At 67.1% G+C, this 15124-nt stretch carries 14 protein-coding genes and 1 riboswitch; of the genes, 13 read left to right on the top strand and 1 reads right to left on the bottom strand.

The features are described 5' to 3' along the window. Both ACZ9CK_RS09955 and ndk read left to right on the top strand, forming a co-directional pair. Positions 1–447, top strand: coding sequence for a DUF4233 domain-containing protein (locus ACZ9CK_RS09955; RefSeq protein ID WP_426303458.1), 447 nt, complete (start codon positions 1–3; stop codon positions 445–447). A gap of 120 nt (positions 448–567) precedes the next feature. Continuing rightward, a complete protein-coding gene (gene ndk, locus ACZ9CK_RS09950) occupies positions 568–987 on the top strand; it encodes a nucleoside-diphosphate kinase (RefSeq protein ID WP_426297996.1) in 420 nt (139 codons plus the stop codon). 128 nt (positions 988–1115) lie between these two features. Here ndk and ACZ9CK_RS09945 read toward each other — a convergent pair whose 3' ends face one another. After that, positions 1116–1784 (bottom strand): vitamin K epoxide reductase family protein, encoded by a 669-nt coding sequence (locus ACZ9CK_RS09945; RefSeq protein ID WP_426297994.1) that lies wholly within the window; start codon positions 1782–1784, stop codon positions 1116–1118. Positions 1785–2242: 458 nt separating this feature from the next. On the opposite strand from ACZ9CK_RS09945, the gene ACZ9CK_RS09940 reads away from it, so the two are divergent. The 11 genes from ACZ9CK_RS09940 (at position 2243) to rsfS (ending at position 15027) form a co-directional block, all read left to right on the top strand. Continuing rightward, the gene (locus tag ACZ9CK_RS09940; protein ID WP_476049869.1) at positions 2243–5347 is read left to right on the top strand and encodes an Rne/Rng family ribonuclease; all 3105 of its coding nucleotides are present in this window, start codon (positions 2243–2245) and stop codon (positions 5345–5347) included. 107 nt (positions 5348–5454) lie between these two features. Further along, a riboswitch (TPP riboswitch) is annotated at positions 5455–5552 on the top strand. Then, complete coding sequence (gene thiD, locus ACZ9CK_RS09935; protein WP_476049868.1) at positions 5546–7060, top strand: bifunctional hydroxymethylpyrimidine kinase/phosphomethylpyrimidine kinase; 1515 nt, start codon at positions 5546–5548, stop codon at positions 7058–7060. It overlaps the preceding riboswitch by 7 nt. A gap of 332 nt (positions 7061–7392) precedes the next feature. Continuing rightward, the gene (gene rplU / locus ACZ9CK_RS09930; RefSeq protein ID WP_070347480.1) at positions 7393–7701 is read left to right on the top strand and encodes a 50S ribosomal protein L21; all 309 of its coding nucleotides are present in this window, start codon (positions 7393–7395) and stop codon (positions 7699–7701) included. Positions 7702–7762: 61 nt separating this feature from the next. Further along, positions 7763–8026 carry a 50S ribosomal protein L27 gene (rpmA, locus tag ACZ9CK_RS09925; protein WP_070347479.1) on the top strand — a complete coding sequence of 88 codons (264 nt, stop codon included), beginning with the start codon at positions 7763–7765 and terminating at the stop codon, positions 8024–8026. A 103-nt stretch (positions 8027–8129) separates the two neighbouring features. Beyond that, a complete protein-coding gene (gene obgE, locus ACZ9CK_RS09920; protein WP_426297988.1) occupies positions 8130–9719 on the top strand; it encodes a GTPase ObgE in 1590 nt (529 codons plus the stop codon). After that, positions 9709–10890 (top strand): glutamate 5-kinase, encoded by a 1182-nt coding sequence (proB, locus tag ACZ9CK_RS09915; protein ID WP_476049867.1) that lies wholly within the window; start codon positions 9709–9711, stop codon positions 10888–10890. Before obgE ends, proB begins: the two co-directional genes overlap by 11 nt. Next, entirely contained in the window at positions 10887–12263 is a 1377-nt protein-coding gene (locus ACZ9CK_RS09910) for a glutamate-5-semialdehyde dehydrogenase (protein WP_476049866.1), read from the top strand. Before proB ends, ACZ9CK_RS09910 begins: the two co-directional genes overlap by 4 nt. 113 nt (positions 12264–12376) lie before the next feature. Beyond that, positions 12377–12616 carry a hypothetical protein gene (locus tag ACZ9CK_RS09905; RefSeq protein WP_426297982.1) on the top strand — a complete coding sequence of 80 codons (240 nt, stop codon included), beginning with the start codon at positions 12377–12379 and terminating at the stop codon, positions 12614–12616. Between the two features lies 1 nt (position 12617). After that, positions 12618–13289: a nicotinate-nucleotide adenylyltransferase gene (gene nadD, locus ACZ9CK_RS09900; RefSeq protein WP_476050890.1), complete on the top strand. Its 672-nt coding sequence runs from the start codon at positions 12618–12620 to the stop codon at positions 13287–13289. A gap of 8 nt (positions 13290–13297) precedes the next feature. Next, positions 13298–14566 (top strand): hypothetical protein, encoded by a 1269-nt coding sequence (locus ACZ9CK_RS09895; RefSeq protein ID WP_476049865.1) that lies wholly within the window; start codon positions 13298–13300, stop codon positions 14564–14566. A 62-nt stretch (positions 14567–14628) separates the two neighbouring features. Then, positions 14629–15027: a ribosome silencing factor gene (rsfS, locus tag ACZ9CK_RS09890; protein ID WP_426297978.1), complete on the top strand. Its 399-nt coding sequence runs from the start codon at positions 14629–14631 to the stop codon at positions 15025–15027. The last annotated feature ends 97 nt before the right edge of the window (positions 15028–15124 follow it).

Below are 15124 nucleotides of genomic sequence, written 5' to 3'. Positions count from 1 at the left end.
ATGGCGAAACTCACCAAGGCCCAGCGCGAATGGCGCCCGGGCATGCCGAAGAAGCGGCGCTCCACGAAGGTGATGTTCGCCTCCACGGTGCTGCTGCTTGAAGCCTTCGTGGCGTTCTTCGCCACCCTGGCGGTCTTCGGGCTCAAGCGTGGCGAAGTGCCGCCGGCCCTGATCCTGGGCTTCGGCATCGCCCTGAGCGTGGTGCTGGTCCTTGCCTGCGCCGTGCTCAGCAAGCCCTGGGGCATCGGGCTCGGCTGGGCCCTGCAGATCGTGCTTATCCTCACCGGTTTCGCCGAGCCGATGATGTTCATCGTCGGCGTGCTCTTCGCGGCCTGCTGGTGGTACGGCATCCGTGCGGGGATCCGGATCGACCGGGAGAACATCCAGCGGGACCGGGAACAGGCGGCGTGGGAGGCCGAGCACGGCAAGGACGGCGAACAGCCGTAAGCGTCGTCCCGAGGGACCCGACGCGAGCTTGCGAGTGTTGGGAAGGGACTTACGCGCTAGGGCTGCCTCCGAAGCCCGTAAACTGGCAAGGAAACCCACCACCACCGCATTGGAGCAATTGTGAGCATCGAGCGCACCCTCGTCCTGATCAAGCCCGACGGCGTCGCCCGCAACCTCAGCGGCAGCATCCTGGCCCGCGTCGAAGCCAAGGGCTACACCCTGGCCGAGCTGAAGAAGGTCAACGCCAGCCGCGAACTGCTGGAGCAGCACTACGAAGAGCACGTCGGCAAGCCCTTCTACGAGCCCCTGGTCGAGTTCATGCTCTCGGGCCCGGTGGTCGCCGCGATCTTCGAAGGCCACCGCGTGATCGAAGGCTTCCGTTCGCTGGCCGGCACCACGGACCCGACGACGGCGGCCCCCGGCACCATCCGTGGCGACTTCGGCCGCGACTGGGGTCTGGCCGTTCAGCAGAACCTTGTCCACGGCTCCGACTCCATCGAATCCGCCGAACGCGAGATCAAGATCTGGTTCCAGGACTAGCAGCCGCCGGCGCTGCCCTATAACAGCGCGAGCGTACAGTTGAGGCCCCCGTTTCAGGCGAAACGGGGGCCTCAACTGTACGCTCGCGGGGATGCTCCGGCCCGGGGGCCGGGTTCAGTACGCCGGGCTCAGTAGCCCGAGGTGCCGATGAAGACGTTGATGAACGCGAAGAAGATGCTCGCGACCACGGCCACGTACAGCAGCGCCACGATGATCCAGCCGTAGTCGCCCAGCACCTTCACCAGTCTTGCCGGTGCCGGGATGACCCCGTGCACCACGTTGCGGACGGTCACGAAAACGAACAACGGGATCATGCAGGCCCAGACCACCATACAGAACGGGCACAGGATGTGGATGACGTAGAGCGCCTGCGACCACAGCCAGACGATGAAGACGAAGCCCAGGGTAACGCCGGCCTGCAGGCCGATCCAGTACCAGCGCGCCAGTTTGGCGCCCGCGAACAGGGCCATCGCCGTCGTGATGATCACAGCGAACGCCACGATCCCGATGAACATGTTGGGGAAGCCGAACACCGAACTCTGGGGGGTCTTCATCACGTCGCCGCAGGAAATCCATGGATTGATGTCGCAGACCGTCGCGTGGTTGGGGTCGGCCAAGACCTGGAGTTTTTCCAGAACCAGGGCGCCGGATGCAAGCCAGGCGATGGCGCCCGTCAGCAGCAGGAGCCAGGCGAACGGAATGTCCCGGGCCATCCGCGGCAGCTGCACCTGCGCCCGGGACGGTCCGCCCGTGGAGGCGCTTGCGGGGGCCAGGTTGTCGCTGGCGGGGCTTGGCATGGGTGTTGTCCCTTTCTGGTTGCCGCGGCTGCCGGTGCTGATCGGCTCCGTGCCGCTCTCTGGGAGGATTGTAGCGCCGCTGCCTTGGCGCAACGTCCAGACAGAAGCACGCAGTTCCGTCCATCGCGGCGGGGGTGTGAGAGAATGAACGTGGTCGGAGCCCGTTCCACATGCGGAATCCGGTCCGGCATCTTGCTCCCAAGACCGCCAGCCCTGAGCAGGGCATGCCCGGAACACGGATTCCCGGCACGCCCGCCATGGTATGGGACGGCACCTGGTTGTGGTACTAGAACAACGGGTTCGCAGCAACGCCGGCTTTCCGCGTTTGCCGCACCCCCACGCTGGTGCGAACCGGAAAGACAACAGACGACTTCTGTCAACGCCTGCGGGTTTTGACAATATGTGCCCCACTGGGCGCCGGATGTGGCGGTCGCACAAGGGCAGGAGTGTTGCCACTTATGGATAATGATCAAGCAGTACCCGCCGCGGAGGATGCGGCAACGGTAGTCGAAGAGGCGCCGAAGAAGGCCACCAGGACCCGCCGCAAGGCAGCTCCGAAAACCGAAACAACGAGCGAAGCCGACGCCGACGCCGCCGGCGCCCCTGCCGAAACCGCAGGCAGTGAACCGGTGGCCGCGCCGGAAACGCCGGCCGAGGCACCGAAGGCCCCCGTGCGCCGTACCAGGGCCCGGAAGAAGGTCGATACCGAACCCCTTCCGGCCTTTGCCGAAGCAGCTCCGGAAGCCGTAACCGAAGCGGAAGGCGGCGCAGCCGCGGCGGACATCCCAGCGGAAGCGGAAGCAACCCCCGAAAAGCCGGTCCGCCGTCGCCGCACGAGCAAGGCCAAGGCCGCCGTCGAGGAAACGGCCGAAGCGCCGGCAGCGCCCGCGGACGTCGAAGCTCCTGAGCCCGCAGCGGAAGAAACCGCTCCGGAAGCGGTCACAGAGGAAGCTCCGGACGCCCAGGAAGCTCCGGAAGAAGCCGTCAGCCCGGTCGCATCGCTTTTCCTGGAGCCGGCATCCGTCACCTCGGTGATTTTCCAGGCACCGGACCTGAGCACAATCGCCCGCCCGGCGCCCGTGGCCGAGGAGGAAAACGGTAACGACGACGGCGACGAAGACAGCGAACTCGACGAAGGCGGCAACCGCCGCCGTCGCCGCAGCCGTGGCCGGCGTGGCCGCCGCAGCGTCGAACGTGAGGACGGAAGCGAAGAGGACGCCGCCGGGGACGAGGGCGAGGCCGAGGCAGGCGAGGCCCTCGAAGAAGGCGTCACATCGCGCCGCCGTCGCCGCCGTCGCCGCGGCGACCAGGACCTCGAGCTGAGCGGCGGCGGGGAAGACGACCCGCCCAACACCGTGACCCGGGTCCGTGCCCCGCGCACCCACGCCGAAAGCGCCGGACCTGACCGCGTCACCAGCGTCAAGGGCTCCACCCGACTGGAGGCCAAGAAGCAGCGCCGCCGCGAATCCCGCGAAACCGGACGCCGGCGCCAGGTCATCACCGAGGCCGAGTTCCTGGCCCGCCGCGAGTCCGTGGACCGCCAGATGATCGTGCGCCAGCGCGACGACAGGATCCAGATCGGCGTTCTGGAGGACGGCGTGCTGGCCGAGCACTTCGTGTCCAAGACGCAGCAGGATTCCCTGATCGGCAACGTCTACCTGGGCAAGGTCCAGAACGTGCTGCCGTCCATGGAAGCGGCGTTCGTCGACATCGGACGTGGCCGCAACGCCGTGCTGTACGCCGGCGAAGTCAACTGGGACGCCGTCACGCTTGAAGGCAAGCCGCGCCGCATCGAGAACGCCCTCAAGTCCGGGGACTCGGTGCTGGTGCAGGTCACCAAGGACCCGGTGGGCCACAAGGGTGCCCGCCTGACCAGCCAGATTTCCCTTCCGGGCCGGTACCTCGTGTACGTGCCCGGCGGTTCCATGACCGGCATCTCCCGCAAGCTGCCCGACGTCGAACGCAACCGGCTCAAGCGGATCCTCAAGGACCGCCTCCCGGAGAACGCCGGCGTGATCGTCCGCACCGCGGCCGAAGGTGCTTCCGAGGAAGAGCTGACGCACGACATCAACCGCCTGCGGGCCCAGTGGGAAGGCATCGAGAGCCAGTCCACGTCCACCAAGATCCTGGCCCCGGAGCTGCTCTACGGGGAACCGGATTTGACCATCAAGGTTGTCCGCGACGTCTTCAACGAAGACTTCTCCAAGCTGATCGTCTCCGGCGAAGAGGCCTGGGACACCATCGAGGCCTATGTCACCTATGTGGCGCCGGACCTGGTGGGCCGCCTGGAAAAGTGGACTTCGGACCAGGACATCTTCGCCGCCTGGCGCGTGGACGAGCAGATCCACAAGGCCCTGGAGCGCAAGGTCTTCCTGCCCTCCGGCGGTTCCCTGGTGATCGACCGGACCGAAGCCATGACCGTGGTGGACGTCAACACGGGCAAGTTCACCGGCAGCGGCGGCAACCTCGAAGAGACCGTCACGAAGAACAACCTGGAAGCGGCCGAAGAGGTGGTACGCCAGCTGCGCCTGCGCGACATCGGCGGCATCATCGTGATCGACTTCATCGACATGGTCCTCGAATCCAACCGGGACCTGGTGCTGCGCCGCCTGGTCGAGTGCCTTGGCCGGGACCGTACCAAGCACCAGGTGGCCGAAGTGACGTCCCTGGGCCTGGTCCAGATGACCCGCAAACGCATGGGCACGGGCCTCCTGGAGGTCTTCGGTGAACAGTGCGAGGCCTGTGCCGGCCGTGGCGTCGTCACCCACGATGAACCCGTGGAACACCGCCGCGCCAACGTGGTGGCGGCAGAACACCACCGTCCCCACGCGGAGGCCCAGCAGCCTGCCCGCACCGAGCGCAAGCGCCGCCGCGGCAAGGGCGGGGGACAGGCCGCCGTCGAGGCGCCGGCCGTACCGCCCGCACCGGAGGCTGCAGACGCACAGCGCCAGGCCAAGGCCGATGCGACCCGCGCCGCCTTGGCCAACATCGCCGCCGCCGCGCACGCCGCGCACCTGCACGACGAGGAACTCCAGCACGCGGCCGAAGCCTTGGTTTCGGCCGCCGCCCCGGAAGCCCCCGACGCCGCAGCATCGGCAGGACCTGCCGACGCCGGAACTCCTGCGCCTGCCACCCCTGCGGCTTCCGGTGCACCGGTTCAGCCGGTCCTGCGGTTCGGCGGCGAAGAAGTAGCGCTGCCTCTTGCGCTCCATCACGAGGAGCCCGTGCGGAACGAGCCTCCGATGAGCCTTGACCTGCTGGCCCAGGCTTTCGCAGGCCTCGGCCGGGATGCTGCCGGCGAAACTGCGGACGCCGTTTCCGCGGCGACACCGGCTGGCGGCGACGCCGAAGACCGCGCCCGCGGGCGCCGGAGCCGCCGCAGCCGGAGCGCGAGCCGGGCCCAGGGCGCAGCCAACGCCACGACGGTGGAACAGCACGCGACAACCGCGGCCAGCGGCGGCACCGCCCACGAGGCCAAAGCCCCTGCGAAGGTGCCGGAAAAGAAGGCCGCGGCCGATGAACCGATCATCCTCGGCGTGGGCGTTCCCAAGTCCGAACTCTAGGAATCATTGAAGGCCCCGGTGCCCTCCGCTTGACTGCGGAGGCGCCGGGGCCTTTTCCGTTCCCGCGGGCTGCTGCCTGCGAGGGCGTGGAAGCCGTCTAGAATTGGAGGCCTGACACGGGGTGCCGCGCACCGATGCCGGCTGAGACCAGACCCGTTGAACCTGCCCGGTTAGTACCGGCGAAGGGATGTCCGCTTCATGGCACTCGCACCACTCACTCCCGTCTACCCTGTTGACGCCGCTGCAGCGCGGCCGCCCCGTGTGCTGAGCATCGCAGGTTCCGATCCGTCCGGCGGCGCCGGAATCCAGGCGGACCTCAAAAGCATCGCGGCCAACGGCGGATACGGCATGGCCGCCATCACCGCCCTGACGGCACAGAACACCAAGGGCGTGCGCTCCGTCCATGTCCCGCCGGTCGAATTCCTGCGCGAACAATTGGACGCGATCAGCGACGACATCGAGGTCGACGCCGTTAAGATCGGCATGCTGGGTGGCGCAGAGGTGATCGAGGAAGTCCGGCGCTGGCTCGGCAAGGCACGGCCCGCCGTCGTCGTCCTCGACCCGGTGATGATCGCGACCAGCGGCGACCGGCTGTTGGAAACCTCGGCGGAGGAGGCCATCCGCCGCCTGCTCCCGCTGGCGGACCTGATCACGCCGAACCTGCCCGAACTGGCCATGCTGCTGGGCGAACCCGAAGCCCGGGACTGGGCCTCGGCGCTTGACCAGGGCAAGCGCCTCGCCGCCTCCACCGGGAGCACCGTGCTGGTCAAGGGAGGACACCTGGCCGGCGAAGACTGCCCCGACGCCCTGGTGAACACCACCGGCCTGCTCAGCCAGGATGTGGTGGAGGTTTCCGGGCCGCGTGTCGACACAAGCAACAGCCACGGCACCGGGTGTTCGCTCTCTTCCGCGATGGCCACCGCCAAGGCGCGCCTGGGCAGCTGGGAGGAGGCCCTGCGCGAGGTGAAGCCCTGGCTGCAGGAAGCACTCGCCTGCTCGGGGGTGCTCGATGTAGGCAAGGGCAACGGTCCCGTCCACCATTTCCATGGACAGGTACAGCTGCGGCCGGGCGGCTTCGCTGCGCAACTCTGGGATGCCGCTGAACTGGAACTCGCCGAGATCCATGCCTTGGAGTTCATCGGCGGCCTGCAGTCCGGAGCGCTGTCGAAGGCACACTTCGGCTACTACCTGGCCCAGGACGCCCTCTACCTGAACGGCTACTCGAGGGTCCTGGCCCGGGCCGGGGCGCTGGCGCCGAGCGAAGACGAGCAGCTGTTTTGGGCGAAGGGCTCCCAGCAGTGCCTGGAAGTCGAGTCGGAGCTGCACCGGAACTGGCTCGGCGGCCGGATGGCCACGGAGGCTGGCCCCGTCACGAAGGCCTATGTGGACCACCTGCTCGCGGCATCCGCGTCCGGAAGCTACGGGGTCCTGGTCGCGGCCATCCTGCCGTGTTACTGGCTTTACGCTGAAGTCGGCCAGCGCCTGCACCATGAATTCGTCGCCGCCGGGGAGCCTTCCGGCCACCCCTACGCCGACTGGCTGCGGACCTACGCGGATGAAGCCTTCGCCGAGTCCACCCGGAAGGCGATCGACGTCGTCGACGGTGCTGCCCGCGCGGCGTCCGCCGCCGAACGCGCCGCAATGCACGAGGCCTTTGTCCAGTCCTGCCGTTACGAGACGGCGTTCTTCGACGCCCCAAGACTGCACGCCTGAGCGTGTCGGAGGGCGCCTGCACGGCACGGGCGTCCGGAAACGGTAAGCTTGACGGGCACGGTACCGGATGCCGCCTTGGCTGCTGTGGCAGCCATCACGCGGCACGCTCCGGACCCGGCCTCATTTGCAGCCGAAGGCGAAACTAGCGTAATCTAGATCTTCGGTGCTTACGCCAACACTTGGGTTATGCCCCCTGGATCTGTTCAGGGATGACTCACGGGCTTCTTTCTGGAGTTCACGGCGTTGAGGCACAGCGTGAATCAGGACCACAATGGCTCCGGGGTTCCGCACGCAAATTTTTGTAAGAAACGTCGAGAGAAGTGAGTGCCCAAGTGGTGTACGCGATTGTCCGCGCAGGCGGCCGCCAAGAAAAGGTTTCCGTTGGAGACTACGTAACCCTCAACCGCGTCCCCGGTGAAGTCGGAAGCACCCTCGAGCTGCCCGCACTGCTCCTGGTAGACGGCGACAAGGTCACCTCCGCTGCTGCGGACCTGGCCAAGGTCAAGGTTACGGCTGAGATCCTCGAAGACCTCCGTGGTCCGAAGATCGTCATCCAGAAGTTCAAGAACAAGACCGGCTACAAGAAGCGCCAAGGTCACCGTCAGGAACTGACCAAGATCAAGATCACCGGCATCAAGTAACCACTGGTTGCTTTCCGGGTTTCACCAGATTTCCCAAGAACCTTAAAGGCAGGCATTTCAAATGGCACATAAAAAGGGCGCGAGCTCCACTCGCAACGGTCGTGACTCCAACGCACAGCGCCTCGGCGTGAAGCGCTTCGGCGGTCAGGTTGTTTCCGCCGGCGAGATCATCGTCCGCCAGCGCGGCACCCACTTCCACCCGGGCGCCGGTGTCGGCCGCGGTGGCGACGACACCCTGTTCGCTCTGCAGGCCGGCGCTGTCGAATTCGGCACCCGTCGCGGCCGCCGTGTCGTGAACATCGTTGCTGCTGCAGCTGCAGAGTAACAACACATTCTGAACGGGTGGAGCGGGCCAGGCGGCCCGCTCCACTTGTCTTTTAACAGCATTAGAATCTTTTAGAGTTTTTGCATACACAGAGGAGAAAAACGTGGCCACCTTCGTAGACCGGGTAGTACTTCACGTATCCGGCGGAACAGGCGGCCACGGCTGTGTATCGGTCAAGCGGGAGAAGTTCAAGCCGCTCGGCGGCCCGGACGGTGGCAACGGCGGCAACGGCGGCGACGTCATCCTGCGCGTCGACGGCCAGACCACCACCTTGCTTGACTACCACCACGCCCCGCACCGGCACGCCACCAACGGAGGCCCCGGCATGGGCGACTGGCGTGGCGGCAAGAACGGCGAAACCCTTGTGCTCCCCGTTCCGGACGGCACTGTGGTCAAGAGCAAGGACGGCACCGTGCTGGCCGACCTCGTCGGCATCGGGGCCGAATACCTTGCTGCTGCAGGCGGCATCGGCGGCCTCGGCAACGCCTCCCTGTCTTCCCAGAAGCGCAAAGCCCCCGGGTTCGCGCTCCTTGGCATCGAAGGCGAAGCCAGGGACATCGTTCTGGAACTGAAGTCCATTGCCGACATCGCCCTCGTTGGCTTCCCCTCGGCCGGCAAGTCCAGCCTCATTGCTGCCATGTCCGCCGCCCGGCCCAAGATTGCCGACTACCCGTTCACCACCCTGGTGCCGAACCTCGGCGTGGTGCAGGCTGGCGATGTCCGCTTCACCATTGCCGACGTTCCCGGCCTGATCGAAGGCGCCAGCGAAGGCAAGGGACTGGGCCACAACTTCCTGCGCCACGTCGAGCGTTGCGCCGCCTTGGTCCACGTGCTTGACTGCGGAACCCTGGAATCCGACCGTGATCCGCTGTCCGACCTCGCCATCATCGAGGCCGAACTCGAGAAGTACGCAGTGGACATGAGCTACGCCGGTGCTGACGGCGAAGTGGTTCCGCTGAACGAGCGCCCCAAACTGGTGGTGCTGAACAAGGTTGACCTGCCCGACGGCAAGGACATGGCCGAGTTCGTGCGCCCGGACCTCGAGGCCCGCGGCTACCGCGTCTTTGAAGTCTCCGCCACCAGCCACGAAGGCCTGCGCCCCCTGAGCTTCGCGATGGCCGGAATCGTCCAGGCCGCCCGCGACGCCGTCCAGGCAGCTCCGCCGAAGGTTGCCGCCCCCGTGCTGCGCCCGCGTGCCGTCAACGAAACCGGCTTCACCATCCGCCGCGAGGAGAAGAACCTCGAGCCGCTCTTCCGCGTGCTCGGCGAGAAGCCCGTGCGTTGGGTCAAGCAGACCGACTTCACCAACGAAGAAGCCATCGGCTACCTGGCGGACCGTCTGGCAAAACTCGGTATCGAAACCGAGCTGTTCAAGATGGGTGCCAAGCCCGGCGATACCGTGGTGATCGGCGGCGAAGACGGCGTGGTGTTCGACTGGGAGCCCACAATGATGGCCGGCGCCGAACTGCTTGCCACCCCGCGCGGTACCGACATCCGCATCGCGGACATCGGCGACCGCCCCACCCGTTCCCAGAAGCGCGAAGAACAGATCGAACGCCGCGAAGCCAAGGCTGCCGCCCGCGCCGAACTCGAGGCCGAGCGCAAGGCGGGCATCTGGACGGAATCCGTCAGCCGCCGTCGTGCTGCCCGTCCGGTGACCGAAAGCGGCCTGGAAGACGGCAATGACGACTAGCACGGATGCAGTGTCCACCCCTGCGGACACCGCCGAACGCGAAGCCCTCGCCACGGCCAGGCGGATCGTGGTCAAGGTCGGTTCCTCCTCGCTCACCAGCATCAAGGGCGGCATCTCGGAACGCTCCCTGACCGCCCTCGTCGACGCCCTCGCGCGCAAGCGCAATGCGGGCAGCGAAATCATCCTGGTTTCCTCGGGGGCGATCGCCGCCGGGCTCGCGCCGCTGGGCCTGGCCAAGCGGCCCAAGGACCTGGCCACCCAGCAGGCTGCGGCCAGCGTGGGGCAGGGACTGCTGATGGCCCGCTACACGCAGGCGTTCTCCGCCCACGGCGTGACCGTCAGCCAGGTGCTGCTCACGGCAGATGACCTCATGCGGCGCACCCAGCACAGCAACGCCTACCGCGCCCTGGACCGGCTGCTCAACCTGGGCGTGGTGCCGGTGGTGAACGAGAACGACACCGTGGCCACGCACGAGATCCGCTTCGGCGACAACGACCGGCTGGCCGCCCTCGTGGCGCACCTGGTGCGCGCGGACGCGCTCGTGCTGCTGTCCGACGTCGACGCCCTCTATGACGGCCCGCCCGCCAAGGGGGCCAAGCGCATCCCGCTGGTCACCGGCCCCGCGGACCTCGAAGGGGTGATCATCGGCAAGGCCGGCAAGGCCGGCGTCGGGACCGGCGGCATGATGACCAAGGTCGAGGCGGCCAGCATCGCAGCCGGTTCCGGTATCCACGCCCTTGTCACCTCCACCGCCAACGCCGCCGCGGCGCTGGCGGGGGAGGACGTCGGCACCTGGTTTGCCGTGAACGCCGGGCGGAAACCCGTCCGGCTGCTGTGGCTGGCGCATCTGGCCTCCGTGCGCGGACGCCTGGTGCTCGACGACGGCGCGGTGCGGGCTGTGCGCGACCGCCACACTTCGCTGCTGCCCGCCGGTATTTCTTCCGTTACCGGGGATTTCGAGGCCGGCGACCCCGTGGAAATGGTGGCCGGCGACGGAACCGTGATCGCGCGGGGCCTGGTCAACTACTCCGCGGAGGAGCTTCCGCGCATGCTGGGCCGTTCCACGAAGGAACTCGCCAAGGAACTGGGCAGCGGATATGACCGCGTTGTTGTCCATGTTGACGACCTCGTTCTGGTCCCGTCGGCGGGCTCCACTAAACTTGGAGCATGACTGAAGCACTGACTCCCCAGGCCGTTTCCGACGCAGCAACCACCGGAGCCCTTTCCGGTGCCGTTCCGCCTGCGGAAACCCCGGAGTCGCTGGCGCCCCGGGAACTCGATGCCCAGGAAGTTGAGGCTGCCGTCCACGCCATCGCCGACCGCTCCCGCAAAGCCGCCCGCCGCATGGCGCAGGCAAACCGGGCGTGGAAGGACCGCGCATTGCGGGCAATCGCCGAAGCTCTGGTCGAGCGCCAGGCAACCGTCCTCGCGGCCAACGCCAAGGACGTCGAAGCCGGCCGCAGCAATGGCACCTCCAAGGCCCTGCTGGACCGGCTCACCCTGACCCCGGCCCGCATCGAAGGCCTCGTGGCCGCGCTCGAAAACCTCGCGGGCCTGCCCGATCCCGTGGGCAACGTGGTCCGTGGCCAGACGCTTCCCAACGGCCTTCGCCTGCGCCAGGTCAACGTACCCATGGGGGTTGTCGCGGCGATCTACGAAGCCCGCCCCAACGTCACCGTGGACATCGCCGGCCTGGCCCTGAAGAGCGGCAACGCCGTGATCCTGCGCGGCGGTTCGGCCGCTGCGCACACCAATGCTGCCCTCGTGGTGATCCTGCGGGAGGCGTTGGAATCGGTCGGCCTGCCTGCCGACGCCGTGCAGACCGTGGACCAGTTCGGGCGCGAAGGCGCCAACGTACTGATGCGTGCCCGGGGACGGGTCGACGTGCTTATTCCGCGCGGCGGCCGTGACCTCATCCAGACGGTGGTGAACAACTCCTCGGTGCCGGTGATTGAGACCGGTGAAGGCAACGTGCACATCTTCATCGACGAGTCCGCCGGCGAGGAAATGGCCGTGGAGATCCTGCTCAACGCCAAGACCCAGCGGCCCAGCGTCTGCAACACGGTGGAGACCCTGCTGGTCCACTCCGGCTCCGCGGTGCTGCCCGCCGTCGCCGCCGCACTGCGGGCTGCCGGTGTCACGCTGCATGTCGATGACCGTGTGGCCCAGGCCCTCGCGGGCAAGGTGGAGACCGTGCCGGCCGACGATGACGACTGGGCCACCGAATACATGGACCTGGACCTTGCCGTGGCCATGGTGGACAACCTCGACGCCGCCGTCAGCCACATCCGCAAGTGGACCACCGGCCACACCGAGGCGATCCTGACGAACAACCTCGCCAACGCCGAGAAGTTCATTGCCGAGATCGACTCCGCGGCCGTGATCGTCAATGCCTCCACCCGTTTCACCGACGGCGGCGAACTTGGCCTGGGCGCCGAGGTGGGCATCTCCACCCAGAAGCTGCACGCCCGTGGCCCGATGGGCCTGACGGAACTGACCACCACCAAGTGGATCGTCCAGGGCGAAGGCCAGGTACGGGCCTGAGCCCACTGCCGGTGGCGGGGCATTGCCCCAACGCCAACGCTGTAACATAGAACAGAAGTCCGGAGCGGCGGGAGGATCCGCCGTCGAAATCCTTTGAACCATTAGGGGAGAGCATGCAGTTTCAACAGATCGCCGTTTCCATTGCCGCACAGGGCGGCGAAGGTGGCCATGAGGAACTCGCTCCGCTGTGGGTTGAGCCGTGGGTCTTCGGCGTCTCGATGTTTGCCATCCTGTGCGTGCTGATGTTCGTGACCCTGTCCTACACCAACCTGGGCAACCGCCACGAGCCCGTCGACGAGCACTCGGATCCGCACCGCCAGCACCCGGCCAAGCACTCAGGGTTTGGCCACTAAGATTTCCGCTGCAAAACCCTTCGAGGACACGGGGCGCAGGATCCGCCTTGGCGTGATGGGTGGGACGTTCGATCCCATCCATCACGGCCACTTGGTTGCCGCGAGCGAGGTCGCCGCCAAGTTCCATCTGGACGAGGTCGTCTTCGTGCCCACGGGCCAGCCTTGGCAGAAGTCCAGCAGGAAGGTCAGCGAGCCCGAACACCGTTACCTCATGACAGTGATCGCCACCGCGTCGAACCCGAACTTCACGGTCAGCCGCGTGGACGTGGACCGTCCCGGTCCTACCTTCACCATCGACACCCTGCGTGACCTGCGCGCCCAGCGCCCAGACGCGGACCTTTTCTTCATCACGGGCGCCGATGCCCTGGCCCAGATCCTGTCCTGGAAGGACGTGGATGAGCTCTGGAAGCTGGCGCATTTCGTGGGCGTCACCAGGCCCGGCCACGTGCTCGATGACATGGGCAGGGAGGACGTCAGCCTCCTCGAGGTCCCGGCCATGGCGATTTCCTCGACCGATTGCCGCGCCCGCGTGGCCGTCGGAAACCCTGTGTGGTACCTCGTTCCCGACGGCGTGGTGCAGTACATCGCAAAGTACGGCCTCTACGCGGACAAACGGCCCGCAGCGTCCATGCCGTCATTGACCGGATCAGACCGCCGAGCACTTACTGAGTGAGTTTTTGAATGAGCCAGGAACAGCCCCCCATCCGCAGCCGGCGTGAGCTTCGTCGAGCCCGGGAACAGCACCTGGAACACATGCCGCTGGAACACGTGGCAGGCTCCGGCACGGCCGAGGCGCCCACGAAATCCGGTCCCGAAACCAGTCGCGTCCGGCGGGTCGCCGATGCGCCGGTGGACGCGGCGTCCAGCGCTGAACGTTCCTCCCAAATCCGGGCCCGGGACCGCGCCGCGCTGAGAGCCATCAAGGAACTCGCTGACAAGGAAGGGCAGCTGTCCAAGGGCGGCCCTCCGACGCGCCGGCAGCTCCGGCTCCAGCAGCTCCAGGAGGAACTGGCCCCGGGCACGTCCATGCTGCCGCTGGTCGCACCGGCAGCAGCGGCGCCGTCCGGCGATGCGCCGGCGTCGGCGATCCCGGTCGTTCCGGCGCCCGCCCCGGCCGACGGCGATGTGGCCGGCAAGCCTGCGCAGGCCGGTCCGTACCGCGCCGCTCCCGACGGCGCCATCAGGGTTACTGCCGGGCCTCCCGCTTCCGCTCCGGAGCCTTCCGGGGAACGGCCGGAGATGTCCGTGGAACAGGCACTCGCGGCCAGGGAGCTGTTGACTGCCCAGGCCCGCAACCAGGCCAACAAGCTCGGACATATTGCGGCCCTGGAGAGCGCATCCCAAGGAACCACTGAAGCGCAGATGGCCGAGGAAGCCCCCGAGGACCCGCAGGCCCTTGCCCGGCAGATCGCCGAGGCCGAACGGGAAGCCATCCTCAACAAGCGCGCCGAGGCCAAACAGAAGCTCGCCGAACAGACCCTCCGTCCGCCCGTCGTCAAGACCGGCCCGGCGACGGCGAACAATCTGGCCATGGTGACGCCGCTTGAATTCGTGAAGGTTCCGGGCTCCGACCGGCCCATGATGAAGGCACCGGCAACCAGCTTTGTCCCCCTGGTGACCTCCGCCGGACCGAAACTGAGCAAGGAACAGGCAACAGCGGCAAAGCAGCGCAGCAAGCGCGGCCGCGCGGCCGTCCTGGCCCGGGCGGAGGCCGCAGCGACGGCGGCCCGCAAGCGGACCGCGGGGGATGCCGTCGTCGACTCCGAAGGAACGTCGCCGGCAGCGCCTGTCGCTGCGCGCACCGCCTATGGGCTTGAACCGCTCGACGCCGCGACCGCCGGGCTGGCCCGTGCGCGCCGCCAGCAATTGCTCATCCTGTGCCTGGCCGTGATTGCTGTAGCCGCCGTCATTGCAGGCATCGTGTTCTTTGCCAGCGGAAACACCCGCTGAGCCCCCAGACATCGGCAGGTATTTGGCCTGCACCGGAATAATCACCACATACAAGGAGTCCCGTGACTGCACATGAATCATCCATCGTCCTGGCCCGCCATGCCGCCCGCGCGGCAGCGGACAAGCTCGCCGAGGATATCGTCGCCCTGGACGTAAGCGACCGTTTGGCCCTCACTGACGTCTTCCTGATCGCCTCCGCTCCCACGGAGCGCCAGGTCAACGCCATCGTCGACGGCATCGAAGAGGAACTGCTCAAGCAGGACCTGCGCCCCGTGCGCCGTGAAGGCCGCTCCGAAGGCCGCTGGGTCCTGCTGGACTACGCGGACATCGTGGTGCACGTCCAGCACAGCGAGGACCGGGTGTTCTACGCCCTGGAGCGGCTTTGGAAGGACTGCCCGGTGGTGGACCTCGAGCTCAACGGCAAGGACCACGGTTCGCCCGCGATCCAGGAAGGCGCCTGAGCCGAAACCCCGGATTGGCGGGGCAGGACAGCCAAAGTATGCCCGATTTGGAATTTTCGGAAAGGCTGTTCTAAGATATTGGAGTTGCTTCGCCGCA

The sequence above is a fragment of the Arthrobacter sp. TE26545 genome, assembly GCF_056279005.1.
The sequence above is the reverse complement of the archived record's forward strand: the minus strand, read 5'-3'. Positions and strand labels throughout refer to the sequence as shown.

What these genes read in the sequence shown, in the direction of transcription:
- proB (WP_476049867.1), top strand. Translation starts at nt 9,709, where the DNA reads ATGACGACTAGCACGGATGCAGTGTCCACCCCTGCGGACACCGCCGAA.
- ACZ9CK_RS09905 (WP_426297982.1), top strand. Translation starts at nt 12,377, where the DNA reads ATGCAGTTTCAACAGATCGCCGTTTCCATTGCCGCACAGGGCGGCGAA.
- ACZ9CK_RS09910 (WP_476049866.1), top strand. Translation starts at nt 10,887, where the DNA reads ATGACTGAAGCACTGACTCCCCAGGCCGTTTCCGACGCAGCAACCACC.
- rpmA (WP_070347479.1), top strand. Translation starts at nt 7,763, where the DNA reads ATGGCACATAAAAAGGGCGCGAGCTCCACTCGCAACGGTCGTGACTCC.
- thiD (WP_476049868.1), top strand. Translation starts at nt 5,546, where the DNA reads ATGGCACTCGCACCACTCACTCCCGTCTACCCTGTTGACGCCGCTGCA.
- ACZ9CK_RS09955 (WP_426303458.1), top strand. Translation starts at nt 1, where the DNA reads ATGGCGAAACTCACCAAGGCCCAGCGCGAATGGCGCCCGGGCATGCCG.
- ACZ9CK_RS09945 (WP_426297994.1), bottom strand. Translation starts at nt 1,784, where the DNA reads ATGCCAAGCCCCGCCAGCGACAACCTGGCCCCCGCAAGCGCCTCCACG.
- ACZ9CK_RS09895 (WP_476049865.1), top strand. Translation starts at nt 13,298, where the DNA reads ATGAGCCAGGAACAGCCCCCCATCCGCAGCCGGCGTGAGCTTCGTCGA.
- ACZ9CK_RS09940 (WP_476049869.1), top strand. Translation starts at nt 2,243, where the DNA reads ATGGATAATGATCAAGCAGTACCCGCCGCGGAGGATGCGGCAACGGTA.